This is a genomic window from Pseudomonas sp. Tun-23181 (genome assembly GCF_057415455.1).
Genome location: NZ_CM171630.1, coordinates 1,232,660 through 1,258,111 on the forward strand (window position 1 = coordinate 1,232,660; position 25,452 = coordinate 1,258,111).

At 65.2% G+C, this 25,452-nt stretch carries 24 protein-coding genes and 1 pseudogene; 16 read left to right on the top strand and 9 right to left on the bottom strand.

Translation table 11 applies throughout. The annotated features are described in order from the left end of the window. Positions 1 to 85: 85 nt before the first annotated feature. The 5 genes from ACDI39_RS06145 (at position 86) to pdxR (ending at position 4,610) form a co-directional block, all read left to right on the top strand. Entirely contained in the window at positions 86 to 745 is a 660-nt protein-coding gene (locus tag ACDI39_RS06145) for an HAD family hydrolase (protein WP_225790308.1), read from the top strand. Positions 746 to 891: 146 nt separating this feature from the next. Beyond that, on the top strand, positions 892 to 1,209 hold the full coding sequence (locus tag ACDI39_RS06150; RefSeq protein ID WP_225790307.1) for a DUF2388 domain-containing protein: 318 nt from the start codon (positions 892 to 894) through the stop codon (positions 1,207 to 1,209). A 72-nt stretch (positions 1,210 to 1,281) separates the two neighbouring features. Next, on the top strand, positions 1,282 to 2,514 hold the full coding sequence (locus ACDI39_RS06155; protein WP_225790306.1) for a M20/M25/M40 family metallo-hydrolase: 1,233 nt from the start codon (positions 1,282 to 1,284) through the stop codon (positions 2,512 to 2,514). Positions 2,515 to 2,747: 233 nt separating this feature from the next. Continuing rightward, the gene (locus tag ACDI39_RS06160; protein WP_225790305.1) at positions 2,748 to 3,086 is read left to right on the top strand and encodes a hypothetical protein; all 339 of its coding nucleotides are present in this window, start codon (positions 2,748 to 2,750) and stop codon (positions 3,084 to 3,086) included. Positions 3,087 to 3,176: 90 nt separating this feature from the next. Then, positions 3,177 to 4,610, top strand: coding sequence for a MocR-like pyridoxine biosynthesis transcription factor PdxR (pdxR, locus tag ACDI39_RS06165; RefSeq protein WP_225790304.1), 1,434 nt, complete (start codon positions 3,177 to 3,179; stop codon positions 4,608 to 4,610). Here the strand turns inward: pdxR and ACDI39_RS06170 are convergent. Further along, positions 4,603 to 5,790, bottom strand: a complete 1,188-nt coding sequence (locus ACDI39_RS06170) for a cyanate transporter (RefSeq protein ID WP_486538036.1) — start codon at positions 5,788 to 5,790, stop codon at positions 4,603 to 4,605. The genes pdxR and ACDI39_RS06170 overlap by 8 nt on opposite strands. Then, positions 5,787 to 6,245 carry a nucleoside deaminase gene (locus tag ACDI39_RS06175; protein ID WP_225790302.1) on the bottom strand — a complete coding sequence of 153 codons (459 nt, stop codon included), beginning with the start codon at positions 6,243 to 6,245 and terminating at the stop codon, positions 5,787 to 5,789. Before ACDI39_RS06175 ends, ACDI39_RS06170 begins: the two co-directional genes overlap by 4 nt. 208 nt (positions 6,246 to 6,453) lie before the next feature. Between ACDI39_RS06175 and ACDI39_RS06180 the strand changes: the two genes are divergently transcribed. Continuing rightward, complete coding sequence (locus tag ACDI39_RS06180; RefSeq protein ID WP_225790301.1) at positions 6,454 to 6,891, top strand: carboxymuconolactone decarboxylase family protein; 438 nt, start codon at positions 6,454 to 6,456, stop codon at positions 6,889 to 6,891. 129 nt (positions 6,892 to 7,020) lie between these two features. Here the strand turns inward: ACDI39_RS06180 and ACDI39_RS06185 are convergent, their stop codons facing one another. Beyond that, complete coding sequence (locus tag ACDI39_RS06185; protein ID WP_253081073.1) at positions 7,021 to 8,031, bottom strand: AraC family transcriptional regulator; 1,011 nt, start codon at positions 8,029 to 8,031, stop codon at positions 7,021 to 7,023. Positions 8,032 to 8,200: 169 nt separating this feature from the next. On the opposite strand from ACDI39_RS06185, the gene ACDI39_RS06190 reads away from it, so the two are divergent. From ACDI39_RS06190 to ACDI39_RS06200, 3 genes are read left to right on the top strand one after another with little or no spacing between them, the layout of a single operon-like run. After that, a complete protein-coding gene (locus tag ACDI39_RS06190; protein WP_225790299.1) occupies positions 8,201 to 9,385 on the top strand; it encodes an acetyl-CoA C-acyltransferase family protein in 1,185 nt (394 codons plus the stop codon). An 11-nt stretch (positions 9,386 to 9,396) separates the two neighbouring features. Beyond that, the gene (locus ACDI39_RS06195) at positions 9,397 to 10,245 is read left to right on the top strand and encodes a 3-hydroxybutyryl-CoA dehydrogenase (RefSeq protein WP_225790298.1); all 849 of its coding nucleotides are present in this window, start codon (positions 9,397 to 9,399) and stop codon (positions 10,243 to 10,245) included. Positions 10,246 to 10,257: 12 nt separating this feature from the next. Next, positions 10,258 to 10,842, top strand: coding sequence for a TetR/AcrR family transcriptional regulator (locus tag ACDI39_RS06200; protein WP_225790297.1), 585 nt, complete (start codon positions 10,258 to 10,260; stop codon positions 10,840 to 10,842). 77 nt (positions 10,843 to 10,919) lie between these two features. Here the strand turns inward: ACDI39_RS06200 and ACDI39_RS06205 are convergent, their stop codons facing one another. After that, complete coding sequence (locus ACDI39_RS06205) at positions 10,920 to 12,167, bottom strand: IS256 family transposase (RefSeq protein ID WP_486537192.1); 1,248 nt, start codon at positions 12,165 to 12,167, stop codon at positions 10,920 to 10,922. Positions 12,168 to 12,426: 259 nt separating this feature from the next. Between ACDI39_RS06205 and ACDI39_RS06210 the strand changes: the two genes are divergently transcribed. Both ACDI39_RS06210 and ACDI39_RS06215 read left to right on the top strand, forming a co-directional pair. After that, positions 12,427 to 15,414 carry a T6SS effector BTH_I2691 family protein gene (locus tag ACDI39_RS06210; RefSeq protein WP_486538040.1) on the top strand — a complete coding sequence of 996 codons (2,988 nt, stop codon included), beginning with the start codon at positions 12,427 to 12,429 and terminating at the stop codon, positions 15,412 to 15,414. A 3-nt stretch (positions 15,415 to 15,417) separates the two neighbouring features. Further along, positions 15,418 to 16,306, top strand: a pseudogene (locus ACDI39_RS06215) (hypothetical protein). Between the two features lie 63 nt (positions 16,307 to 16,369). On the opposite strand, the gene ACDI39_RS06220 reads toward ACDI39_RS06215, so the two are convergent. After that, positions 16,370 to 17,122 (bottom strand): anti-sigma factor family protein, encoded by a 753-nt coding sequence (locus ACDI39_RS06220; protein WP_253081775.1) that lies wholly within the window; start codon positions 17,120 to 17,122, stop codon positions 16,370 to 16,372. Next, a complete protein-coding gene (locus ACDI39_RS06225; protein WP_225790800.1) occupies positions 17,119 to 17,634 on the bottom strand; it encodes a sigma-70 family RNA polymerase sigma factor in 516 nt (171 codons plus the stop codon). The genes ACDI39_RS06220 and ACDI39_RS06225 overlap by 4 nt, the downstream gene beginning before the upstream one ends. A gap of 123 nt (positions 17,635 to 17,757) precedes the next feature. On the opposite strand from ACDI39_RS06225, the gene ACDI39_RS06230 reads away from it, so the two are divergent. Both ACDI39_RS06230 and ACDI39_RS06235 read left to right on the top strand, forming a co-directional pair. Beyond that, positions 17,758 to 18,810: a catalase family peroxidase gene (locus ACDI39_RS06230; RefSeq protein WP_253081777.1), complete on the top strand. Its 1,053-nt coding sequence runs from the start codon at positions 17,758 to 17,760 to the stop codon at positions 18,808 to 18,810. After that, on the top strand, positions 18,807 to 19,349 hold the full coding sequence (locus ACDI39_RS06235; protein WP_253081774.1) for a cytochrome b: 543 nt from the start codon (positions 18,807 to 18,809) through the stop codon (positions 19,347 to 19,349). The genes ACDI39_RS06230 and ACDI39_RS06235 overlap by 4 nt, the downstream gene beginning before the upstream one ends. 31 nt (positions 19,350 to 19,380) lie before the next feature. On the opposite strand, the gene ACDI39_RS06240 is transcribed toward ACDI39_RS06235, so the two are convergent. Then, a complete protein-coding gene (locus tag ACDI39_RS06240) occupies positions 19,381 to 20,271 on the bottom strand; it encodes a LysR family transcriptional regulator (protein ID WP_253081773.1) in 891 nt (296 codons plus the stop codon). Between the two features lie 109 nt (positions 20,272 to 20,380). Here ACDI39_RS06240 and ACDI39_RS06245 point away from each other — a divergent pair, with 109 nt between their 5' ends. From ACDI39_RS06245 to ACDI39_RS06255, 3 genes are all read left to right on the top strand, one after another. Further along, the gene (locus ACDI39_RS06245; RefSeq protein WP_253081772.1) at positions 20,381 to 21,442 is read left to right on the top strand and encodes a YeiH family protein; all 1,062 of its coding nucleotides are present in this window, start codon (positions 20,381 to 20,383) and stop codon (positions 21,440 to 21,442) included. Positions 21,443 to 21,547: 105 nt separating this feature from the next. Next, a complete protein-coding gene (gene ppnN / locus ACDI39_RS06250) occupies positions 21,548 to 22,921 on the top strand; it encodes a nucleotide 5'-monophosphate nucleosidase PpnN (RefSeq protein ID WP_225790804.1) in 1,374 nt (457 codons plus the stop codon). A gap of 186 nt (positions 22,922 to 23,107) precedes the next feature. Further along, complete coding sequence (locus tag ACDI39_RS06255) at positions 23,108 to 23,758, top strand: TIGR04211 family SH3 domain-containing protein (RefSeq protein WP_253091334.1); 651 nt, start codon at positions 23,108 to 23,110, stop codon at positions 23,756 to 23,758. 3 nt (positions 23,759 to 23,761) lie between these two features. Here the strand turns inward: ACDI39_RS06255 and ACDI39_RS06260 are convergent, their stop codons facing one another. Then, positions 23,762 to 24,697, bottom strand: coding sequence for a 5'-nucleotidase (locus tag ACDI39_RS06260; RefSeq protein WP_253081617.1), 936 nt, complete (start codon positions 24,695 to 24,697; stop codon positions 23,762 to 23,764). 36 nt (positions 24,698 to 24,733) lie between these two features. Continuing rightward, on the bottom strand, positions 24,734 to 25,432 hold the full coding sequence (locus ACDI39_RS06265) for an MOSC domain-containing protein (protein ID WP_253081618.1): 699 nt from the start codon (positions 25,430 to 25,432) through the stop codon (positions 24,734 to 24,736). Positions 25,433 to 25,452: the final 20 nt, after the last annotated feature.

A 25,452-nucleotide genomic window follows, 5' to 3' on the forward strand; every position in this document is an offset into this window, starting at 1 on the left:
TTTTCGTGAAACGGTGAACAGCCCCCTTCGTCGTCGGCTTTGACTATCATGCCCAGCATTGACGTTTTCCCCGCCAGGATGCCCGATGCTGACCGCCCTGCTGTTCGACCTCGATGGAACCCTCACCGACACCGACACCTTGCATCTGCAGGCTTTCCGCCAGTTGCTGCGCGAGCACGACGGCCGCGAGTTGAGCCAGGCGCAGTTCGATGCCCAGGTCAGCGGCCGGGCCAATGGCGCGCTGTTCGCCGAGCTGTTCCCCACGGCCAGCGCCGAGCTGCGCCAAGCCCTGGCCGAGCGCAAGGAGGCGCTGTTCCGCGAATTGTCCCCACGCCTCGAGCCCATGCCGGGGCTTGCCCGCCTGCTGGAGTATGCGCAGGTGCGCAGCATCGGCATGTGCGTGGTGACCAATGCGCCGAGGCTCAACGCCGAGCACATGCTGGCGGCCATGGGCCTGCAGGGCCGCTTCAGGCATGTGCTAGTGGCCGAGGAACTGCTGCGCCCCAAGCCCGACCCCCTGCCTTACCTGACCGGCCTGCAGCGCCTGGACGCCAAGGCCGGCCAGGCCCTGGCCTTCGAGGACTCGCTGCCGGGCGTCAAGGCCGCCAGCGGGGCCGGGATCTTCACCGTGGGCATCGCCACCAGCCAATCCAGCGAGCGCCTGCTCGCCGCCGGGGCGCAACTGGTGATCGAGGACTTCAATGATCCACGGCTGTGGGCCTTGATCGAGGGGATGGAGGGCTGAGGCCGGCTGAAGCGGTATTGGGGCTGCTGCGCAGCCCCAGCACCCCCTGGCCTGGCGAAACGCCAAAGGGAACTCCGACGCCCCTGCCCCGCTCATAATTGCATGCAGTAAATTCCTTGGGCTTCACCCGTTCCGGAGGTCTTGCCATGCGCCACTTACTGCTCGTCCCTTCGCTGCTGCTCCTGCTGCCCGCAGGCTCGGCCCTGGCCCGTGTGGACGCGGGCGATGTCGCCACCTCGGCGGGGATCTCCGCCTCGCTGTACTCGACCTTCAAGGACGACAAACGGATCATTCCCGCCCGCGACGAGCTGTCGGCCTTCATCGCCAGCGGCGGCGCCATCCGCGGTGCCTACGTGGAATCGGCACTGGAGCAGGCACGCAAGGCCAACCCGGGCCTGCAGGCCAGCGACGAGGAGCTGGCCAAGGCGCTGCTGGCGCAGGACGGCCCGCTGAGCGATCAATAATGCCTGGCCAAGGCCAGGCCAGGGTCTAGGCTGAACCTGGCAACAAGACCATACAATCAAGGATCGAGGCCCATGCCACTATCACGCCCACCCCTGAGCCTGGCGCTTGCCCTGTGCGTCGCCTGCACCGGCGCCATCGCCGCCGAACCCTCCGCCCAGGACCTGCTCAAGCAGGCCCAGGCCGAACAACCTGCCTACCTGGATACCCTCAAGCATCTGGTCTCGGTCGATACCGGCACAGGCACCGAGCCCGGCCTGACCGAGATAGGTGCCGAGCTGGCCAAGCGCCTGAGCGCCCTGGGTGCCACCGTCGAGACCCACCCGGCCAAGCCCTCGGTGGGCGACAACATCGTCGGCACCTTCAAGGGCAACGGCAGCAAAGACTTCCTGCTGATGGTCCACTACGACACGGTGTTCGGGCCCGGCACGGCGGCCAAGCGGCCGTTTCGCATCGAGGGCGAGCGTGCCTACGGGCCCGGCGTCGCCGATGCCAAGGGCGGCGTGGCGATGATCCTGCATGCGCTCAAGCTCCTGCAGGAGCAACAGTTCAAGGGCTACCGCACCCTCACCGTGCTGTTCAACCCGGACGAGGAAATGGGCTCGGCCGGCTCGAAGCAGATCATCGCCGAGCTGGCACGCAAGCATGACTACGTCTTCTCCTACGAACCGCCAGACAAGGACGCCGTAACCGTCGCCACCAACGGCATCAACCGCCTGAAGCTGGAGGTCAAGGGCCGCTCCTCCCATGCCGGCTCCGCGCCCGAGCAAGGCCGCAACGCCCTGACGGAACTGGCGCACCAGCTCCTGCAACTCAAGGACCTGGGCGACGCCAGCAAAGGCACCACGGTGAACTGGACCCTGGCCCAGGCTGGCGAAAAGGCCAACATCATCCCCAACCTGGCCACCGCCGAGGCGGACATGCGCTACTCGGACCTGGGCGAAACCGAACGGGTGGCGGCCGACGCCTCGCGCATCGCGCAAAAGCGGCTGATCGAGGACACCCAGGCCACCGTCACCCTGGAGAAGGGCCGCCCACCCCTGGCCCGCAACGAGGGCTCCAGCCAGCTCGCCGAAACCGCCCGCGAGCTGTATGGCCAGGTCGACCGCAGCCTCGAACCTATCGCCATGCGCTTTGGCACCGATGCCGGCTACGCCTATGTGCCAGGCAGTGCCAAACCGGCGGTGCTGGAAACCATGGGCGTGGTCGGCGCCGGGCTGCATGCCGACGACGAGTACATCGAACTGACCAGCATCGCGCCACGACTGTACCTGACGGTGGCGATGATCAGGCGGTTGGCGCAGTAGAAAAGTGTCTCGCCAGCCGGCCCCGCCTCCCGACCTGAACGCCAGGGCTGGTCTTGATCAGCATCAAGGCCGGCCCTGGCGTTCGCCTGGTAGCTTCCGAAATTTCCCAAGCCATGTAGGGAAGCGTCTTACTTGTCGCTACAGCTCAACGAAAACATGATCCGCCCTGGATGGCGTCGCGACCGCAGCAAGCGGCCCGGCGCGAGCCCACTTTCCAGAGGAGGCCTCCCGCCATGCATTCATACTGCCGCTGCGCCGCCGAGCTGCGCGATGCCCTGCGCCAGCTCCTGGCCCATGAGGTGAACAACCCCGACGACGACCCGCACCTCTCCGGCGTGATGTTCTTCTGCGCCACCGACGAACGTACGCGCCAGTTGATCGAGCGCATCGAGCTGCTGGCCAGCGAGATCTTCTTCGACCCCAGTGGCCGGGCCATCCCCGAACGCATGCGCGCCGCCGCCGTCGACGGCGTGCGCATCAAGCAAAAACGCAAGGCACCGGCCGACGAGACGGTGATCCGCATCGCCCTGCCCGAGAAGGGCTACATCACGGTCAGCACGGCACGCTTCTGACGCCATTGCCAGCGGGCTCGCGGGGTTTGTGCTTGCAGCGTGCGGCACAAGGCTCGAAGCTTGGGGGCCCGAACCGCCCCGGACAGCTCCATGGAACTGCACATCCGCCTGCAAGGCCGCAAAGGCCTGGCCGACCAGCTCTACCAGCAACTGCGCGCCAGTATCGACAGCGGCCACCTCGCGGCCGGCACCCAACTGCCCCCTACCCGCTTGCTGGCCCAGCAACTGGGAGTGTCGCGCAAGACCGTGGCCGAAGCCTATTCGCGGCTGACCTACGACAACCTGCTCAGCGGCGTGGTCGGCCGTGGCACCTTCGTCAGGCAACGCCGGCCGTTGCGCTCGAGTGCAGCCCAGGCCATCCCCCTGGCGGCGGCCGACACCCTGGAGCGTTGGCGCCAGCGCGCCACCGTGCTCGACAGGCCGGCCCTGGAAGCGCCGTCGCGCTACGACTTCGTCGGGGGCGCCTCGAGCAAGGCGCAGTTTCCCTTCGACCAGTGGCGCAGTTGCCTGCACTACGCCCTGCGCCGCAGCCAGCGCCACCCGCAGCGGCAGTTCCCAGCCCAGGGGCTGCCCGAACTGCGGGAGGCCATCGCCCATCACATCGCCTTCGCCCGCGGTGTGCAATGCAGCACCGCGGACGTCATGGTGTGCAACGGCGCGCAGCAGGCCCTGGACCTGATCGCCCGGGTGCTGGTCGAGCCCGGCTGCCAGGTGGCCATGGAAGACCCTGGCTACCCACCGGCGCGCCAGCTGCTGCTGGCCCTCGGCGCGCGCCTGCAGTCGGTACCGGTGGATGACGAAGGCCTGTGCGTGGAGCGGATCGCCGACGGCACGCGGCTGATCTACGTGACGCCGTCGCACCAGTTCCCGCTGGGCATGCCGATGAGCCAAGCGCGCCGCGAGGCCTTGCTGGCCAGGGCCGCCGAGCTGGGGGCGGTGGTGATCGAAGACGACTACGACTGCGAGTTCCGCTACCAGGGGCCGCCCGACGATGCCTTGCAGCGCCTCGACCGGCATGGGCTGGTGGCCTACGTGGGGACCTTCTCCAAGACGCTGCTGCCAGAGCTGCGGCTGGGCTACGCCGTGCTACCGCCCAGCGTGCTACAAGCCGCCTGCGTGGCCAAGCACCTGAGCGACTGGCACAGCCCGAGCCTGCAACAGTGGGCTCTGGCACGCTTTATCGGCGAAGGCTACCTGAGCAAGCACATCCGCCGCTGCCACGAGATCTACAGCGCCCGACGCGAACGGATCCTGATGCGCCTGGAAGGCGACCTGGCGCCTTGGCTGACGGCCGTGCCGGCCAATGCCGGCTTTCACCTCAGCGCCCTGGCCAAACCGGGGGTGGACGTGGAACTGCTGGCCAGCCTGGCGCGCAAGGTGGAGGTCGGTCTCTATTCCCTGGCGCCGTTCTTCAGCGAGGCCCCGGTGCGCCCGGGGCTGCTGCTGGGTTTCGGTGCCATCGAGCTGCTGGATATCGACCCGGCCCTGGACCGGGTCCGCGATACCCTGCAAGGCCTCAATTGAGCGCTGCCTGGGCCGCCGGCCGCGACCGGGCGATGGCGGCGGAATAGCCACGCGGGGCGAAGCGCGCGGTCACCAGCAACATGGCCAGCACCGTGACGGTGAGCAATGTCCAGGACGCTTGGAAGTCGCCGCTGGTATCGCGCAGCCAACCGGTGATGTACGGCACGATGCCAGTGATGATGAAACCGATGCCCTGGACGAAAGCCGCCAGGCTACCGGCTTCGGCGGGCGTCCTGAGGTGCTCCAGGGTCAAGGTCAGGCTCAGGCTGAAACAGGCGCCCAGGCCGATCATCGCCACCCATACGCCCATGGCCAGCGTCGGCGCCAGCAACAGGCCGAGAAAGCCGCCCAGCTGGATCGACAGCGCCAGCCACAGGCCGGGCCGACGGTCCGCCAGGCGCCGCAGCAACAGCGGCAGGCCCAGGGCACCGGCAACCTGGAAGATCGTCATCAGGCCGACCAGCTCACCACCGCCCTGGGCCGTGCCGCCATGCTCCAGGTGATAGGCCGGCAGCCAGGCCACCATGCTGGTGTAGCCGCCGTTGATCAGGCCGAAGTACAGCGCCAGCAACCAGGCACGACGGTTGCCGAACCAGTGCCCGCCCCCGCTGCCAGCCAGTTTCGGCAGGCCCTGGCGTGGACGCAGGACGCTCCAGGCCAGCACCGCCAGCACGGCCGGCAGCGCCCAGACGCCGAGGCCGGCCTGCCAATGGCCGAAATACCCGCTGATGTGCGGCCCGAGCACGGCGGCCAAACCACCACCGCTCATCAGCGCCGCCGAGTACACGCCCATGGCCGCCGCCAGGCGCCCAGGGAACCAGCGATTGACCAGGTCCGGCATCATGCCCTGGACCACGGCCACACCAAGCCCGGCGAGCACCGCGCTGGCGATCAGCGCCCAGGCGCTGCCCAGTTCTAGGCGCCAGAGGCAGGCCAAGGCGATGGCCGCAAGGCCCATGAGCATGCCGCCGTGCTCGCTCAACCAGCGTCGTAGCCAGGGCTGCAGCAGCGGCACCAGGCCCATGCACAGCACCGGCAGCGCAGTCAGCAGCGCCGCCTGCTGGTAGCCCAGGCCGGTGCTGGCGCGCATGGGCTCGAGCAGCGGGCCGATACTGGTGAGGATCGGCCGCAGGTTCAGTGCCAGCAGCACCACCAGCAGCAGGTTCAGCGCGCTTCTCATGCCTGGTGGGCCTGCTGCCATTGCCGGTACAGGTCAGCCTCGCCGGCCGGCTTCAGCGGCCGCAGGGGTAGGCTCTGCTGCTGGGGTGGCCGGGCCATCTGCGCGTAGACCTCGGCCGTGGACAGGCCATAGGGCTCGCCCTCGTCGTTGTCGTAGGCGAACCAGGCCCGCTCGATACCGCACAGGTGCATGGCGGCCAGGCACATCGGGCATGGGTGGCCGCTGGCATAGATCTGCGCGCCATCCAAGCGTGCCCGCCCCAGGGCCTGGGCGGCCTTGCGGATGGCCTGCATCTCGGCGTGGGTGGTCGGGTCCTGGGTGCTGTGGATCTCGTTGACCGCACGGGCCACCACCTGCCCCTGGTACACCAGCACGGCACCGAAGGGCCGGCCGCCGGCCTGGATATTGGCGCGAGCGAGGTCGAGGGCTTCGCGCATGAAACGTTCTTCGGACATGGGGTCGTTCTCCTGGTGCAAGACCCGGTCATTATCCCGGCTCGGGGCCCCAGGCTGAAATGAAGAGATTGGATGCAAGTCAGTGCTCGGCCGAATGAGCAGATTGGTCTCCTGGCAAAGTGCGGGATTGGCTATCGGGCCGGTCGCGGCGCGGCGCTAAGGTACTCCCCACACCTTGTACAACCCCTCAAGCCATTGGAGGTACCCCATGCACAACCGCATCGAATGGGCCAAGCACGCCCCGCAGGCCTACCAGGCCATGATCGGCCTGGAACAGGCCCTGGCCAACAGCGGCCTGGAACACTCGCTGCTCGAGCTGGTCCGCCTGCGTGCCTCGCAGATCAACGGCTGCGCCTACTGCGTCAACATGCACGCCAACGATGCACGCAAGGCCGGGGAGACCGAGGCGCGCCTGCAGACCTTGAGCGTGTGGCGGGAAACCCGTTACTTCACGCCCCGTGAGCGCGCGGCCCTGGCCTGGCTGGAGAGCCTGACCCGGTTGCCCGAGCGGGGTGCTCCGCAGCCTGAGTACGAAGCGCTGCTGGAACACTTCGAACCGGCCGAGGTGGCCAACCTGACCCTGGCCATAGCCACCATCAATGCCTGGAACCGCTTCGGCGTGGGTTTCGCCATGGTGCCGGCCTGATCGGATCGCGGCCAGGGCAGGCCCCTTCGCGGTCGAACCCGCTCAATTGGGGCCTTCAGTTCCATCCAGGGCCGCTTGCCCATAGGCCGTGCCCACCGCCCGCTCCCAATGCGCCAGCACAGCCCCAGCTCAACGCCCGAGCAGCCGCGCGCGGTAATTGCCCGGGCTATGACCGGTCCATTTCTTGAACGCGCGATGAAAGGCGCTGGGCTCCTGGAAGCCGGTCTGCTCGGCGATTTCGGCGATGCTCAACACCCCCTCGCGCAGGCGTTCGAAGGCCATGGCCCGGCGCACTTCGTCCTTGATCTGCTGGTACGAGCGCCCTTCGCGCTCCAGCTGGCGGCGGAAGGTACTGGCGCTGATGCCCTGCTGACCGGCCATGGCAGCCAGGGTCGGCCACTGCCCGTAGCGGCGGGCGCGCAAATGCCGGTAGACCTCGGCCACCAGGCCGTTCTGGTTGCGAAAGCGGATCACCAGCCCCTGGGGGGCGCTGCGCAGGAAGGTCTTCAGCGCCGCCAGGTCCTGCACCACCGGCAAGCGCAGGTAGGCACTGTCGAACTCCACCTCGGTGCGCCCACTGCCCAGGCGCAGGTCGGGGCCCCACAGCAGCAGGTCGTCGTCCTGCGCCGGACGCGCCACGGCCAGTTCGGTGCGATCGATGGCGATGCGCCGGCCGGCCAGCCAGCACAGCAGGCCGACCACCAGCACCAGGTAGGTCTCCTCGGCATACACACGGGTCAACGGATCGGCGATGTCCGACTGCACGCTGATCACCGCGCGCCCGCCACGCACCGAGAACGTCCCGTGCAAGTCACGCAGGAACAGGGCGAAGTTGCCCAGGCACTGGCGCAAGGCCTTTTCCAGGTTCGGTTCCTGGATCAGCCCGCGGCAGATCAGGGCGAAGCTGCCCAGGGGCATGCCGTGGCTGTCGAGGCGGAAGAATTCGTCGTCCAGGGCATGGATCAGGTCGAGCCACAGGCGGGCGAAGGCCTTGGCCGGCACGCGGGCCTGGGGCTGGTCGAGCAGGGCCGGGTCGATACCCACCGCACGCAGGCGCTCGTCACGCTCGCCAGGGCGCTCGCGCAGGGTGTGGACCATGGCATTGAGGAAGTACACCGCGACCGAATCGCTATCGCGCATGGCTGGTTTTCGCTGTCTATGCTGAGTGGCAAAAAATGCCAGGTTGACTGAACAGATCCGGCATAGGCCATGCCCTGGCCTTTGCCTAGACTCGACCCATCCCGGGAACGCCGGTCATTCTCGCAGAGCCTGGCCCGCTCCCGCCATGCCTTCGCAATCGGAGCCTCCAATGAGCAACGCAGAAATCTACGTCGTCAGTGCAGTCCGTTCCGCCATCGGCGGTTTCGGTGGTTCCCTCAAGGACCTGGCCCTGGCCGACCTCGCGACCGCGATCAGCCGTGCCGCCATCGAACGTTCGGGCGTGGCCGCCGAGCAGATCGGCCACGTGGTGATGGGCAACGTGATCCCCACCGAGCCCCGCGACGCCTACCTGGGCCGGGTCGCCGCGATGAACGCCGGGGTTCCCAAGGAAACCCCGGCCTTCAACGTCAACCGCCTGTGCGGCTCGGGCCTGCAGGCGATCGTCTCGGCGGCCCAGGGCCTGCTGTTGGGCGATACCGACGTGGCCCTGGCCGCCGGCGCCGAGTCCATGAGCCGTGGCCCCTACCTGCTGCCCCAGGCACGCTGGGGCGCGCGCATGGGTGACATACAGGGCATCGACTACATGGTCGGCATCCTCCAGGACCCGTTCGAACACTTCCACATGGGCATCACCGCCGAGAATGTCGCGGCCAAGCACGGCATTACCCGGGAAATGCAGGATGAACTGGCCCTGACCAGCCAGCGCCGCGCTGCCCGCGCCATCGCCCAGGGCCGCTTCGACAGCCAGATCGTCCCGCTGGAGCTGAAGACCCGCAAGGGCAGCGTGCAGTTCGCCGTGGACGAGCATGTGCGTGGCGAGTCCAGCGCCGAACAACTGGCCAGCATGAAGCCGGTGTTCAAGAAAGACGGCAGTGTCACCGCCGGCAACGCCAGCGGCATCAACGACGGCGCCGCCGGCCTGGTCCTGGCCACGGGCGAGGCGGTACGCCGCCTGGGCCTCAAGCCGCTGGCCCGCCTGGTGGCCTATGCCCATGCCGGGGTCGAGCCGGAGCTGATGGGCCTGGGCCCGATCCCGGCCACCCGCAAGGCGCTGGAGAAAGCCGGCCTGGGGGTGAACGACCTGGACGTGATCGAATCCAACGAAGCCTTCGCCGCCCAGGCCTGCGCCGTGGCCCGCGCCCTGGACTTCGACCCGGAGAAGGTCAACCCCAACGGCTCGGGCATCTCCCTCGGCCACCCGGTCGGGGCCACCGGGGCGATCATCGCCACCAAGGCCATCCATGAACTGCACCGCATCCAGGGCCGCTACGCCCTGGCCACCATGTGCATCGGCGGCGGCCAAGGCATCGCCGTGGTCTTCGAGCGCGTTTGAGGAGTCGTCGCATGAGCATTCAACATATCGCCGTGATCGGCGCCGGCACCATGGGCAACGGTATCGCCCAGGTCTGCGCGGTAGCGGGTTACCAGGTTCTGCTGATCGATGTCTCGGATGCCGCGCTGGAGCGTGGCCTGGCGACCCTGGGCAAGAACCTGGAACGCCAGGTCAACAAGGGCACCCTCGACGCCGACCAGGCGACGGCAGCCAAGGCGCGCATCCGCACCAGCACCGACTACGCCCAACTCGGCGGCGTGCAACTGGTGATCGAGGCCGCCACCGAGAACCTGGCGCTTAAACAGCGCATCCTCCAGCAGGTGGCGGCCAACGTTGCCAGCGACTGCCTGATCGCCACCAACACCTCGTCGCTGTCGGTCACCGAGCTGGCCGCCAGCATCGAACAGCCGCAGCGTTTCATTGGCGTGCATTTCTTCAACCCGGTGCCGATGATGGCGCTGGTGGAAATCATCCGAGGCCTGCAGACCAGCGACAGCACTTATGCCCAGGCCCTGGTGGTCACCGAAAAGCTGGGCAAGACGCCGATCACCGCCGGCAACCGCCCAGGCTTCGTGGTCAACCGTATCCTCGTGCCGATGATCAACGAGGCCATCTTCGTCCGCCAGGAAGGGCTGGCCAGCGCCGAGGACATCGACACCGGCATGCGCCTGGGCTGCAACCAGCCGATCGGGCCGCTGGCCCTGGCCGACCTGATCGGACTGGACACCCTGCTGGCGATCATGGAGGCCTTCCACGAAGGCTTCAACGACAGCAAGTACCGCCCCGCCCCGCTGCTCAAGGAGATGGTTGCCGCCGGTTACCTGGGGCGCAAGAGCGGTCGCGGTTTCTTCACCTACTGAGGAGCGAGCGCCATGCCGATCAACGCCGCCCTGCGCTGTGCGAGCTTCGAAGAGCGCCGCGACAAGGCCATGGCGCTCTTCGCCGAGAAGGGCTTCGGCCAGGTCAGCATGCGTGAACTGGCCGCGCATGTCGGCCTGACCGCAGGTTCGCTGTATCACCACTTCCCCAGCAAGCAAGACCTGCTCTACGACCTGATCGAGGAGCTCTACGAGGAACTGCAGGCCACCCTCGACCAAGGCCGCCGGGCATTGGCCCGCGGGCAGGCGGCCTTGCCCTGCCTGATTGCCGCGCACTGGCAATTGCACGCCGAGCGGCCCTTGCAGTTTCGCCTGGCCGAGCGGGATTTCTGCTGCCTCAACGAGGACCAGCAGGCGCGCCTGGCGGCGCTGCGCAAGCGGTACGAGAAGGGGCTGCTGCACCTGATCGCACCGCAGGCGCGGTTGCAGGGAGAGGCGCTGGCGGCCACAGGGCATGTGCTGGCGACACTGCTCAATCAACTGCCAGGGTTGTTGCGCGAACGGAGCCTGGATGAGGGCGAAGGGCTTGGCCTGATGGAGAGCCTGCTGCTCGGAGGGATCGAGCGGACGCTGAGGTAAGGTTCGAGACTCCGGGGGACTGTCAGATTTTTTGTGTGCGGGCCGGTAACGGCCTGCCGTCAGGCAGGCCCTGATTCTCACCAGGTCGGCCTGATGAACCGGTCTCCGTACAGAATCGCAAATTGATTCATCGCGCTTTTCCAATCATGGGCCGGTTTTCCCCAATTGGCTGTTATGTTGCGCAATCCCAGCCAAATCAGTTTGGTCGCTGCGTCATCATTTGGGAAATGCCCGCGAGTCTTGATGACCTTGCGTAGCTGGGCGTTGATGCTCTCGATGGCGTTGGTGGTGTAAATCACCTTTCTGATGGCCGGTGGGAAGACGAAAAATGGAATCACTCGATCCCAGGCGCGTCTCCAGGCAGCCACCACCGTTGGATATTTCTCGCCCCACGGCCCGTTCTCAAACTCATCGAGTGCTTGCTCAGCCGCTTCAGCATTGATGGCTTGGTAAATCGGCTTCAGCTCCTTGGCCAGAGCCCGCCGCTTGTCCCAGGCCGCGAAGTCGAGGCTGTTGCGGATCAGGTGCACGATGCACGTTTGCAACGTCGTCTCTGGAAACACGGCACTAAGAGCCTCGGGCATACCTTTGAGGCCATCGGTCACGGCAATCAGCACATCTTCGACACCGCGCGTCTTGAGATCGTTAAAGACCTTCATCCAAAACTTCGCACCCTCGGTGTTCTCGATCCAGATGCCCAGGATATCCCGCGTCCCATCGGGGAGAACGCCCAGGGCCAGGTAAATGGCCTTGTTGCGCACCAGGCCCTCTTCGCGGATCTTCACCCGCAGCGCATCGAAGAAAATGACCGGGTACATCGGCTCCAGTGGCCGCTGTTGCCACGCGCCAATCTCTTCCATGACCTCGTCTGTCACAGAGCTGATGAAGTCGGGTGAAACCTCTGTTCCATACTGCTCGGACAAAAAGGCTCGGATCTCTCTGACCGTCATTCCACGGGCGTACATGGCGATGATCTTGTCATCGAAACCGGTGTACCGCCGCTCGTGCTTGGGGATCAGAATGGGCGCAAAACTGCCGTCTCGATCGCGAGGAATTTCCAGCCGCAGCGGGCCATCCCCCGTTAAAACCGTCTTGCCACTCTTGCCGTTACGCTGGTTGCTTTCATCCTCTGGGCGCTGCGCGCCCGGTCGATAGCCCAAGTGGTGGTCAAGCTCGGCATGCAGCGCGCGTTCGATCAGGGCCTTCTTAAACGCCGCAGAGGCATCCTCGATAGCTTCTGCGGTCATCAGGCCCTCACCGAACTGCTCCAGCAGCTCTTTGGGGATTTTGGGCAGGTCACGCAAGGGTTTCTTTTTGGTTGGCATACATGCACCTCTTACTCATGTTATGCCCGAACACAAAATTTCTGACACCCTCGACTCCGGCTAAAAGGGGCAAATGCCACGAGCATATCGCCCTGCTCAAATCAAAAACGAAATTTCCCACAGCATTTTAGGAAGCGCAAAGCTCCTTCTAAAAATGATTCCTCGCTAGTGTCCGGAGCTTTCGGTCACCTCGACGAGCCGCCACAGGCCCGCCTGCGTGAGCTGCAAGCACTGATCCACTGCAAGGAAGAAAACACCCATGACTGACACCTCCGTCAGCAGCGCCACCTCTGGCCCCGCCTGCAGTGCACGGGTACCCATCCTGCCCGTGCGCTACGCCATCGTCCCACGCATGGGCGATGCTCCGCCCTGCCGCTACGCCGATTCGGGCTTCAACCTGGAGCAAGGGTTTGCCCCGCTGCACCACTGCGCCTACACCCTACGTGCCCTGCGACCGGGCTACATCTACGTGTTCATGAAAGGTCCCCTGGGCGAAAAGCTGGTCATCCATGAATACGATGGCGAGGGCTACTACAAGGAACTCAGGTACCGAGGGCTGGAGCACTACCACCGCCGCGACCGCTACCTGTCCAGCCGGACCATGCCCTGGGTATGGGCCGACACCTGCGAGGACACCGCCAAGGAGGTGTGGATCGGCTACAGCCCACACCTGTGGAGCAACGCCATGACCGCCCGCATCAGCGCTTCAGTGGCGCTGCGCAAACGGCACATGCGCCCGCTGGACATGGCCGAGCTGATCGCCGGCAACCACTCGCCTTCCACCCAGCCCCATGTATTGCCGGTCAGTGCCCTGCAAACCTGGGTCGAGGACTTCAAGCCCACGGACCGGCGCATGTCGCTGGCCTGGAGCAGCCACCCGCTCACCGACACCTTGCCCATCGGCAGCCTCTGCGCCATGGCCCGGCACTACCCCAGCACCCAGCCGAAAATCCCGGCGGTGGTGGCGCTGAGCGATGCCGAAGGCATGACCCTGGACCTGAGCTTGTCCGTTTCGGCCTACCAACATCAACTGCGCGACCTGATGCCGGCCGAGCAGCTTGAACACACCAGGCCGGCACAAGGTTCCGAGCAGGCAGGCGTGCCGCCTTGCTACCAACTCGATGCAGAACGGCTGAGCCGGCAGAGCCGGGATTTCCATCATCGAAACCTGGTGGCCATGCTGCTGAACAAGACCCTGGAAAGCCTGTACCCGCCAGAATCCCCATCCCCGGAGCTGGCCGCGCAGCGGCTTCAGTCAGAGGCGACCGGGCGCACGCTGTCCCGGGCCGAGGCCCGCTACCGCGCCCTCACCGATGAACGTTACTCCTCCATGGGCGCACGCCTGGGGCAACGCATCGACACGGCCAAGTACCGGCAGTTCCTGGCCGAGCGCGATGAACTGGAGCAGCGCATCAAGGCCCTGCAGGACCTTGCCTTGCAGGCCAGCGACGACCACGACACCTGGCTGGCCACCGCTGAGCCCCACCACATCGATGACCCGCACAGCCTGGCGGCCGCGCTGTCATCCTATGACCGTGACGAGCCGACCTGCGCCCGTGGGTTGGAGATCGCCCTGGCCCTGCTGATCCACCCCATGGCCCAGCCAGTCCCCGGCACCGAAGACCACGACCGACGCTTCAAGCGCCTCGAGCAATGGCTGGACCAGCACGACAGCCCCCTCTACACGGCCTTGGCGCCGTTCAACCCCTTCAGGGAAAAAGCCGATACGGTCGGCACCTTGCTGGGTGGCAGCGACAATGTCATCGAGGGCCTGGCCGGGCGCTTCCCGGCCATTGCCGACATCACCGACCTCACCGCCCAGTCCGTCAGCGCCGTGGTGCTCAAGCGCATGCGCGGCCGCACCCGTTGGGACGCCAGCCACACCCTGCGCCAACAAGTGCTGATGGCCGCCAAGGAAGCCAATGCCGAGAAAGCCCTGGGGCTGCTGGCGGCGCGCTACCGGATCACCGACCAGGCCGTACGCGAGAATCCGTTCAGCCAGGAGGTGGAACGGTACCTGAAAAGCGGAATGGCCCAAGTCGAGGAGATGAAACAGCTGCGGGTCACGGGGAGCCGGACGGTGGCGGTCGAGCTCACGACCACATTGCGTGTGAAGCCGACCTTTGTCGGGCTGCTCACCGGTGGGGTTGGAACCGGTTTGAATAGCGGGATGCTGTGGTTCAACGTGATCTCGCTCAAAGCGGCCTACCAGAACTTGCAGAAAAGCGATGCACCGGAATACACGGCGGGGTTCGCCGCGTCGATCTTCGGGGTAATAGGCGCAGCGGCGGGGACACTGGTGAGCGTTCGGGCGATGCAAAAGGCGCTGATGTTGAGGTTGAGTTCCACTGCGCCTGGGATGGCGTTTGGCAATGGATTTATCAGATTTCTGGGAAGTAATTTATTCGCACGTTTAGCAGGATACCCAGCAATATTTCTCGGATTCTTTTCTGACGGCTTCAAAGCAGCGCGTCAAAAAGAAAATGGAGACTCAACCTCTGCAAAATATACATTGTATGGAGGTATTTCTTTAACCGCTGGCTCCATCCTAACCCTGGAGGGAGGGCTTGCGATCGCTGGAGCCACATCTGTAATACCTTTTGCTGGATGGGCTGCTGCCGCGATTGTATTGCTCGGTGCAGCAGTGGTTGCTGGGGGATTATATCTTCATTCCAAGGCACATGAACGTCTGCATACCTCTATTGAGCTTTGGACAGCCCGAAGCATCTTCGGCAACCGCTTAAATGATGGCGAATTCCGTCCCAACATAATTCTTGATCACGAAAAGAAACTCCCTCTTTTTGAAACCCTAAGAGAAGAATTAAGAGCCTGGCACCTCGAATCATACACCCCAAGACTACTGACAGCGAAAGACTCACAACTGCACGGCATAAATAATTTAAACAGTGGTTGGAAAGAAAACGATGCTTGGACACCTCCCAACTGGACAGCCATCACCCATAACGATATTTCTGTCTCTCTGCCCACAGTTGAGTTTACTGTTCTGTTGCCTGGATTCATTATCGGGCAAAGCGAGTGGTCAGGAACTTTGAGCCAGCACTCTACTCGAGGAGCGACTGTACTCCCACTCAACCCAGAGTGCCACATAGCAAAGTCCGGAATTATTCTTTATCTCAAAAATAAAACAAACAATCACAGCTACACAACCCTAACCCTCAACTATCGACCTAACCACGTACTGGATAAAAGCCTCGAAATTCAAATCCAATTCAAAATAGAGCGATAACACATGGCAATCACATGGACTTTCAAAACCGGCTCAAGCACCAACTACAAGCCTGCCATAGCCGACCAAAAAACAAACCTAACCGAAAATATTCTCTGCTTGCGCAATCCTTGGGTAACAGACTCGGTATTCATGGGAAAACTATACACAGCCTTTGTCTTCACTGTAGCCCTGGCTTTCTATCCAAATTTATTTACCAAAGACACATGGGCGCCTCATACTCTAGACCTAATATTCATAGCCGGCCAAGCGCTGATGCCGATGCCTTTTTTCATCCCCCTACTTTATCGAATATATTGCATAAAACGACTCTCAGGATTCTACTTCAACCGTATTACAAAAAAAAATTCATTACCAACGAGGAAAAAAACTCATCACCTTTGACTGGACCAAAACCGAAGGAGGTCTTTTCAAACGCACCGAATTTGGCGGTGCATCCTCCACTACCAGCTATGCACTCGCCTTCGCTCCCCGCAGAGCAGATGGCACCCTCCATCAGAAAGACTGCCTCTGGGTCGACAGCAACGAACCGACCGAACCCGGCATCAAACACGTCGCCGAAGTCTGGGAATACCTCCGCCACTTCATGGACCACGGCCCCGACAAACTACCGCCCCCCGGAGAACCCAACTGGTGGTACAAGCCCCTGCATCAGATCTGCCTGACACCCGCTGAAGCCTGGCAGCACTACGCTCCCTGGCGAACCGGCGAGCCTGGTGAAATGCAGGGCAAGAAAAACTGGCAACTGCCGTTCTGGGCCGTGTTGTTCCCTTACAACCTGTCCGTTGCCCTCTGCTGGTACGTCATCTGCCGCCTCTTCAACGTCCGCGCAGCCCCACCGCCTCCAGAGGCCTTGGAGGATGCTTCCGTTCGACGCGGTAAGAGGAAATGACAATGATGTGGGTTGAACCCCGCTGCTCAGCCCACAGCAGGTTCAGGCTCAAGAACATTGACCTTACAAACCCACCCCCAACGCCTGCCGTACCTGCTCCCCCCGCGTATCATCCACTGCGCTGACCAACGCAAAGTTGTAGGCCCCATGGGACCAGTAGCGCGCCTCGAGCGTCCCCTCCGTGCGCTGCCCGCTGGGCATCCGCTCATGCCGACTTCCAGGCGAGCGCAGGAACAGGCTGATCCGCTCCCCGCTGCCATCCTGGAACACCAGCAGTGCCGCCGCCCCTTGCTCATTGCTGAGCAACCGCGCACCCACGGGACGGAACCCATAGCTCCCCAGATCTGGCAATTGCCCGAGTTGATCGAAATGCCGCGCCAGCCAAGCCTGTAGCTGCGCCGGATCACTCGCCTGGACATCCAACGCCGAGCTGCCAGCGAACAGGCGATGTGCCTGGACGGCATCCGCCATCGGCAGGCTACGCGCCACCAGCGTCGCCTCGCGGGCCTGCCACCCGCCCACGCCTCCCACGCCCAAGGCCAGGAACAACACCGCAGCCGATGCCAACTGCCGGCGACGCCGCTGGCGCAGGCGCTGTCGCAGGCGCCCCAAGTCCAGTTGCGCATGGCCAGGCCGCTCGGCGAAGCCGGCCAGGGCCGCCCGCAGCCGCCGGGCATCGCTGCACCAGGCCTCGACCCTCTCCGCCTCCCGTGGGTTGGCCGCCAGCCACGCCTTCACCTCAGCCCGGCGTGCTGGGTCCAACCGGTCGTCGACATAGGCATGCAACTCATGCTCAGAGGGAATCAGTTGCGTCATTTCAGTCTCCGCAAAGCCGGGGGTGTCGGATGGCCCTCGGCCAGTTCACGCAGGGCGGCACGGGCACGCGACAGGCGCGACATCACCGTACCGATAGGGATACCCAGGGCCTGGGCAACCTCCTTGTAGCTCAAGCCCTCGACACTGACCAACAACAGCAGCGCCCGCTGCTCGGTCGGTAGCTGGGCGAACGCCTGCAGGTCGGCGTGCACCATGACGATCCGCTCCGTCTCGCCCCCCACCGCCTCTTCCTGGGCACGCCCGAACCATGCCAGCCAACGGGCGTGCAGGCGCTCGCGGCGCTTACCGTCGAGAAACAGCCGATACAGGATGGTGAACAGCCACGGGCGCACGCTGTCGGCCTCGCGCTGCTGCCCACGGCGGCTCAGGGCACGCTCGACCGTGGCCTGGACCAAGTCATCGGCGCTGCCTGGGTCGCGGGTCAGCCACAAGGCGAAGCGACGCAAACGCTGGAGCAGTTCGTGCCATTGTTGGTCATCCAGATCATGCATGGTCAGGTCCCGGCCTTCTGGGTTTGCAGTGTAAGAGGCAGACGGCCAGGGACGAAATCCATTCCCTGGCCGGGAATAAATTTTTCCACCCCACGTCGTACCGGCTCACTCATTGACCGGATCCTGACCATGAACACACCCCTGCACGGCCCCGCCAAGGCCCTGCGCCTGGCCGCCATCGGTGCCGGCCTGCTGGCCTTGGGCGCAGGCTTTGCCTACGCCGCCGGCTGGATCGGCGGCCCGTCGCTGACCCCGCAGCGTATCGTCGACACCTTCGAAGCCCAAGCCGGCCATCATCCCGGCTACCGCAAGAACCACGCCAAGGGCCTGTGCGTCAGTGGCTACTTCCAGAGCAGTGGGCTGGCCGAGCCACTGTCCAGCGCACGGGTCTTCAGCCAGCCTCGGGTGCCGGTGATCGGCCGCTTCGCCATCGGTGGGGCGAACCCGTTCAGCCCCGACACCCGTGTGCCGGTGCGCAGCCTGGCCCTGCAGTTCAGCAGCGATGATGGGCACGTCTGGCGAACCGGCATGAACAATACGCCGGTATTGGCGATCGCCACGCCCGAGGCCTTCTACCAACAGCTCCTGGCTGCGGCACCGGACCCCGCCACAGGCAAGCCGGACCCTGCGAAGATGCAGGCGTTCTTCGCCGCCCACCCCGAGAGTGCCGCGTTCCGCCAGTGGGCAGCCGGCTACACGCCCAGCGACAGCTTCGCCAGCACCGCGTACCACAGCATCAATGCCTTCTACCTGGTCGACGATGGCGGCAAGGCCCGCCCGGTGCGCTGGCAACTGGAGCCCGGCACGCCTTTCGCCCCGCTGCCGAGCGAGGTCGAGGACAAACGCTACCTGCAGCACGACCTGCAACGGCGCCTGGCCCACGGCCCACTGCGCTGGACCTTGCGCCTGACACTGGCCGAGCCCGACGACCCGGTGGACGACCCGTCCCGCCTCTGGCCCACCGAACGCCGCAGCATCGACGCGGGCACCCTGGTCATCGAGCAGGTCGATGCCCCAGAGCAAGGCGCCTGCCGTGACATCAACTTCGACCCGCTGATCCTGCCCCCCGGCATCGAACCGTCCGCCGACCCTATCCTCGCCGCCCGTTCGGCGGCCTATTCGGAATCCTTCAACCGTCGCAGCCGCGAGTCCCTCGGCACCGGAGGCCGCCCATGAACAAGCTCGCCCCCACCTCCTTCCACCCGCTGGCCCGCCTGCTGCACTGGTTGATGGCCGTACTGATCCTGGCCATGCTGTTCATCGGCGTGAGCATGGTCGGCGACCTGTCGCCGCGTCATCCAGTGCTGGTCGAGTTGCACAAGGCAACGGGCCTGGCCCTGCTCGCCCTGGTGGTGCTGCGCATCGGCCTGCGCCTGGCCCTGCCCCACCCACCATTGCCACGTGACCTGCCGGCGCTCCAACGGCTCGCGGCGGGGGCTTCGCACCTGCTGCTCTACGCACTGATGCTGGCCATGCCGCTGCTGGGCTGGGCCATGCTTTCGGCTGGCGGCTACCCTCGCCCGCTGCAACTGCCCGCGATCGCGCCCCACGACCTGCAACTCTATACGGTGTTGCGCCAGGCACACGGCTGGGCAGGCTACCTGCTGTACGCCACCATCCTGTTGCACCTGGGCGCCGCGTTGGTGCATGCCCTGGTACGCCGGGACAGCGTGCTGCGCAGCATGTGGCCTGGCCCCCTGTCACGCGGCGATTGAACATCCATGGGCGGCTCGACATCGACCAGGGTCAACCGCCCACTGTCGCGTCCAGGCACAGTTCCATGAACCGCGCCGCCGCCCGGGACGGCGTCGCGGCATGGGGCATGAGGATCGAGAAATGCCGTGTCAACGGCTGCGGCGCGATACCCAACCGGTACAACGCATTGTCTTCATGACGGATCGACATCGCCGAAACGAAGCCGATGCCCATCCCTGCACGCACCGCTTCCTTCACCCCTTCCACTCCGGCGATCTCCAGGGCCACGCGCATCGCCACGCCGTCGCGGGCAAAGGCACGCTCGACCAGCCGGCGCACCCCCGAGCCGCTTTCGCGCAGTACCAACGGATAGGTGCCCAGCGCCTCGAGTGTCTGCGCAGGGGCGCCATTGGCCAACGGGTGATCGCTCGGGACGATGGCCACGATCTCGTCCTCGCGCCACGCCGTGACGCCCGTGCCCAGCGGCAGCTCCTGCCCTGGCGGCCCCTCGATCAAGGCGATGTCCAGCGTCCCCAGGGCAGCGACGATCTCCGCCGTGTTGCCGTTGGTGGTCGTCACCGCCACGTCCGGATAGCGCGCATGAAAATCCGCGATCAGGTACGGCAACAGGTAGCTGGCCGGGGTGGTACTCGCGCCGATGCGCAAGGTGCCGCGCTCCAGCCCGCGCAGGGCATCGCGCAAGGCCTGGGCCTGGTGGAAGGTCTCGCGCAACCGCTGGGCATGCTCGAGCAATTGCTCGCCGGCCGCGGTCAGGCGCACGCCGCGCCCGGCGCGCTGGTAGAGCGGTTCGCCGAAGGCTTCCTGCAGCAGCTTGAGCTGGCCCGACACGGCCGGCTGCGACAGGTGCAGGGCTGCCGCGGCATGGCTGATGTTGCCATGCTCGGCGACGGTGGCGAAGGTTATCAGTTGTTCAGGGGTCATGAAGACAAAGTATCAGCAAAATGGATATCTGGCATTCCAAATGACGATTTTTTATAAGCTTATAACTGAATTAACGTAGGCCTCATCACCCCAGATCGGAGGTCCTACCATGGCCACGACCCCTTCGGCCCCCGCCCTTGCGCCTACCCACGCTACCCGTGGGCGGCTCAACGGCATCCTGTTCGTTGCTCTGTTCGCGCTCGCGGTCACTCAAGTGGCTGCCCTGCCGGCCATCTCTAGCCTAGGCATCAGCCCGCTGATCGTCGGCATCGTCGCTGGTGCCCTGTACGGCAATGGCCTGCGCCATGGGCTGCCGGAAAGCTGGGCAGCGGGGGTGAATTTCTCCGCGCGCAACTTGCTGCGCCTGGCCGTGGCGTTCTTCGGCCTGCGGGTGAGCCTGCAGGAAATCGCCCAGGTCGGCTGGTCGGGCCTGACGGTCTCGCTACTGGTGGTCGCCAGCACCCTGCTGGTGGGCCTGTGGGTCGGCATGAAACTGATGAAACTGGACCGCGACACCGCATTGCTCACCGCAGCCGGCAGCGCGATCTGCGGCGCTGCGGCAGTGCTGGCCTTCGAGTCGGCGCTGCGCTCCCAACCGCACAAGGCTGCCATGGCGGTGGGCAGCGTGGTGCTGTTCGGCACCCTGTCGATGTTCCTCTACCCGTTGGCGGTCGCTGCCGGTTGGATACACCTCGATACCGTCGGCGTGGGCCTGTTCTTCGGTGGCACCCTCCACGAGGTGGCCCAGGTCGTCGGCGCGGCCAGCAACGTCAGCCCCGAGGCCACCCACATCGCCACCATCGTCAAGATGACCCGTGTATTGCTGCTGGTGCCGGTACTGCTGGTGGTCGGCGTGTGGATCAGCCGCTCGCGCCGGAACGACCAAGCCCAGGGGGGCGGCCGGATCGCGGTACCATGGTTCGCCTTTGGCTTCCTCCTGCTGGTGTTGGTCAACTCGTTGCACATACTGCCCACCACACTGGTCACCACGATCAACGGTCTCGACACCTTCGCCCTGACCATGGCCATGACCGCCCTGGGCATGGAGACCCGTTTCAGTCAAATCCGCCAGGCTGGCCCTCGCGCCCTGCTCACGGGGGCGATTCTCAACCTCTGGCTGGTCGGCGGTGGCCTGGCGATCGTCCATGGCGTACAGCGCCTGTTCGGATGAATGGCAGGGGAGCCAAGCTTTTTGGGCCCCCCTCTCGTTGCGGCGCGCATTTGTCGGTATGGTGGTATCCCAGTAGGAAGTTCCATACGCACAGGAAAGACTTAGATGCCCCAACGCCATGTCATCAACGCATCCGTCAGCCCCAAAGGCAGCCTGGAGACGCTGTCGCAACGTGAAGTCCAGCAACTGAGCGAAGTCGGTACCGGCAGCCTGTACACCCTGTTCCGCCAGTGCGCCCTGGCCATCCTCAACACTGGCGCCCATGTCGACAATGCCAAGACCATCCTCGAGGCCTACCAGGATTTCGAAGTCCGTATCCACCAGCAGGACCGCGGTGTGCGCCTCGAACTGCTCAACGCGCCGGCCGATGCCTTCGTCGACGGCGAGATGATCGCCAGCACCCGAGAGATGCTGTTCAGCGCCCTGCGCGACATCGTCTATACCGAGAGCGAGCTGGCCAGCCAGCGCATCGACCTGGAGAGCTCCCAGGGCATCACCGATTACGTCTTCCACCTGCTGCGCAACGCCCGCACCCTGCGCCCCGGCGTGGAGCCGAAGATGGTGGTGTGCTGGGGCGGCCACTCGATCAGCAGCGAGGAATACCAGTACACCAAGAAGGTTGGCCACGAGCTGGGCCTGCGCAAGCTGGACGTCTGCACCGGCTGCGGTCCGGGCGTGATGAAGGGGCCGATGAAGGGCGCCACCATCGCCCATGCCAAGCAGCGCATGCACGGCAGCCGCTACCTGGGCCTGACCGAGCCTGGCATCATCGCCGCCGAGGCGCCCAACCCCATCGTCAACGAGCTGGTGATCCTGCCGGACATCGAGAAACGCCTGGAGGCGTTCGTGCGGGTCGGGCATGGCATCATCATCTTCCCCGGCGGCGCCGGCACCGCCGAGGAGTTCCTGTACCTGCTGGGCATCCTCATGCACCCGGACAACCAGGACCTGCCGTTCCCGGTCATCCTCACCGGCCCGCGCAGCGCCGAGGCCTACCTGCAGCAGTTGCATGCCTTCGTCGGCGCCACCCTGGGCGAGGCGGCGCAGAGCCACTACCAGATCATCATCGACGACCCGGCCGAGGTGGCCCGGCAGATGGTCGAGGGCCTCAAGGCGGTCAAGCAGTTCCGCCGCGAGCGCAACGATGCCTTCCACTTCAACTGGCTGCTGAAGATCGAGGAAAGCTTCCAGCGCCCGTTCGACCCGACCCACGAGAACATGGCCAACCTCGAGCTGCACCATGAGCTGCCACCCCATGAGCTGGCCGCCAACCTGCGCCGGGCGTTTTCCGGGGTGGTCGCCGGCAACGTCAAGGACAAGGGCATCCGCCTGATCGAGGAGCACGGGCCGTACCAGATCCGTGGCGACAGCGCAGTGCTCGACCCGCTGGGCCGGCTGCTGCAGGCGTTCGTCGACCAGCACCGGATGAAGCTGCCGGGCGGGGCCGACTATGTGCCCTGCTACCAGGTCGTGACCTGAGGCTACGGGGGCGCTTGCGCCCCCCTATCTGAAGTCCGGGACGACGCAACATCCTGTAGACATTTCCTACCCCAAGCAGTGAACCTGCCTCGATAAAAACGGTCTTTCGCTGACGGTCAATCCACCGACCGGTTCGACGGCCCCGTGACCCGGGCCTTTTTCCGTCCTGTTTCAGCGAAGACCACCATGCCTGATTTGCGCCCAGCCTCCTCCGCCCTTCCCGCCCTGCGCGGCAGCCTGATCGCCGCCCTGATCGCCCTCGCCGCCCCCGTGCATGCCGAAGAACCGGCCAGCGACGCACGCTGGGTCAGCGACACCCTGAGTACCTACGTACGCAGCGGCCCGACCAACGGCCACCGCATCGTCGGCACGCTCAAGGCCGGGCAGAAGGTCACGCTGATCGGCACCCAGGGCAGCTACAGCCAGGTACGCGGGCAGAACGGCGACCTGGTGTGGATCCTCACCAGCGACCTGCAGGCCGTGCCCGGCCAGGCCGAGCGCCTGCCCCAGCTGGACGCTCAGGTCGCCCAGCTCTCCGAGCAGCTCAAGACCATCGACGACAGCTGGAAGAACCGCGTGCAGGGCATGCAGGAAACCCTGGACTCGCGCAAGGCGCTGATCGACGAGCTGGAGGCGCGCAACAAGGCGCTCAACGAGCAGCTCGACCAGGCCCAGTCGTCGTTGCGTGACACCCAGGCACGCCTGGGCGACGAGAACAAGCAGGTGATGATGCGCTACATGGTCTACGGCGGCAGCATCGCCGGCGCCGGCCTGCTCGCGGGCCTGATCCTGCCGGCCCTGACCCGCGGGCGCAAGCGCAACGACCGCTGGTTCTGAGGCTCAGGCCGGCTGGTTGACCACGCCGAACGGCACATGCACCGAGGGCACCACGGTACTGGTGCCCTGCAGGTGGCCCGACTGGTCGTCGAAGAAGATGTGCGGCTTGAGTACCTGCAGCACCCGGCGCTTCTCGATGCCGCCGAGGAAGAACGCATCGTTGGCCATCACGCCCCAGCTCTTCAAGGTGGTCAGCGCACGCTCATGGGACGGCGCGTTGCGCGCGGTGACGATGGACACCCGCAGGCGGTTCTCGTAGCCGGGGTGGTCGAGCTTGTAGCGTTCCTCGACCGCCTGGATCCGCGCGATGCGCACGAAGAGCTCCTTGAGCGGCCCAGGGTTGTGGGGCTGGGCGACATTGGTCACCTCATGGGCATGGAAGCCCTGCAAGCCATCGCGCTGCATCACCGCCTCCGACTCGTCGCCGGCCAGCACGCCATCGAAGTCGAAGGCGATGCGCAGGCCGGTGTCATGCTCATCGTCGTCGAACCGGGAGTCGAGCACCTGCCCGGCCGGGTAGCCGGCCTGGATCGCCGCGTCCACATGGGCCTTGTCGGCGGAAAGGAACAGGGCGATGTTCAGTGCCGGGATGTACTCGTAGGGCGAACGGCCCTGCATGAAGATCGCCCGGGTCATGTTCAGGCCGTAGTGCTCGATGGTCTTCATCACCCGCAGCCCGGTGTCCGGGTCGTTCTGCGACAACAGCACGACCTCTACCAAGGGATCGTCAGGGTCGTCGCGCAGGTCGTTGAGCGCCAGCAGGCGCTTGATGAAGGGAAAAGCGATGCCCTTGCCCAGCGGCACGTGCAGGTGTTGCTCCTGGTACTTGCGGTACTGGGCCTCGCCCTCGCGACGGAATACCGCGTCGGAGTCGCTGAGGTCGAACACCGCGCTCGACGCCACGCCGATCACCAGGCGATCGTCCACGTCATAGGCCATGGCTTGCTCCTTCGACACACGAGAATGACAAGGCGATCATGATGCGGGCCTGCCTTGCAGGCGTGGCGCCCAGTCTTCGACCTGGTGCTGCTCCAGGCGCCGCTGCAAGGTCTTGCGCCAGGATGGCACCAAGGGCAGCGTGAGGCACTCGCGCAACAACTCGGGTTCCAGGCGCTTGTCGAACAGCACCGCCGACAGCCGTGCGACGGACCAGTCGCCATGGGGGCGCTCGACCAATTGCAAGGCGTCGCCGGCCTCGACCGTGCCCTCCTCCAGCACCCGGTAATACCAGCCCGTGCGTCCGCTCTGCTGGACCTGCAAGGCCATCTGCGCCACGCCGAAGCGATCATTGAGCTTCCAGCAAGGCATACGCCCCTGGGAGATCTCCAGCAGGGCCGAGCCCACGCGGATACGGTCGCCCAGGCAGACGTCCGACTCACGCCAGCCGGTGCTGCTGAAGTTCTCGCCGAAGGCGCCGGGCTGGGCCAGCAGCGGATGCCCGCCCAGCGCCTCGGCCCACTGGGCGTAGTGTTCGCGCGGATAATGGTGGAGGGCCTTTTCCACCCCGCCGTGAACCCGCAGGTCGCCCTGCTCGTCCCCCTCCAGGCCCAGGAACGTCACCTTGAGCGGCCCTTGCCGGGGATGCTTGTCGATGCCGCTGTACGAACCGGGGCGGGTGAAAGGCCGGGCGCGACCGGTGAGCAGGCTGTCGAGGGTGAGGCAGGTCGGGGTCATGCGGGTTCTCGCGGTATCTC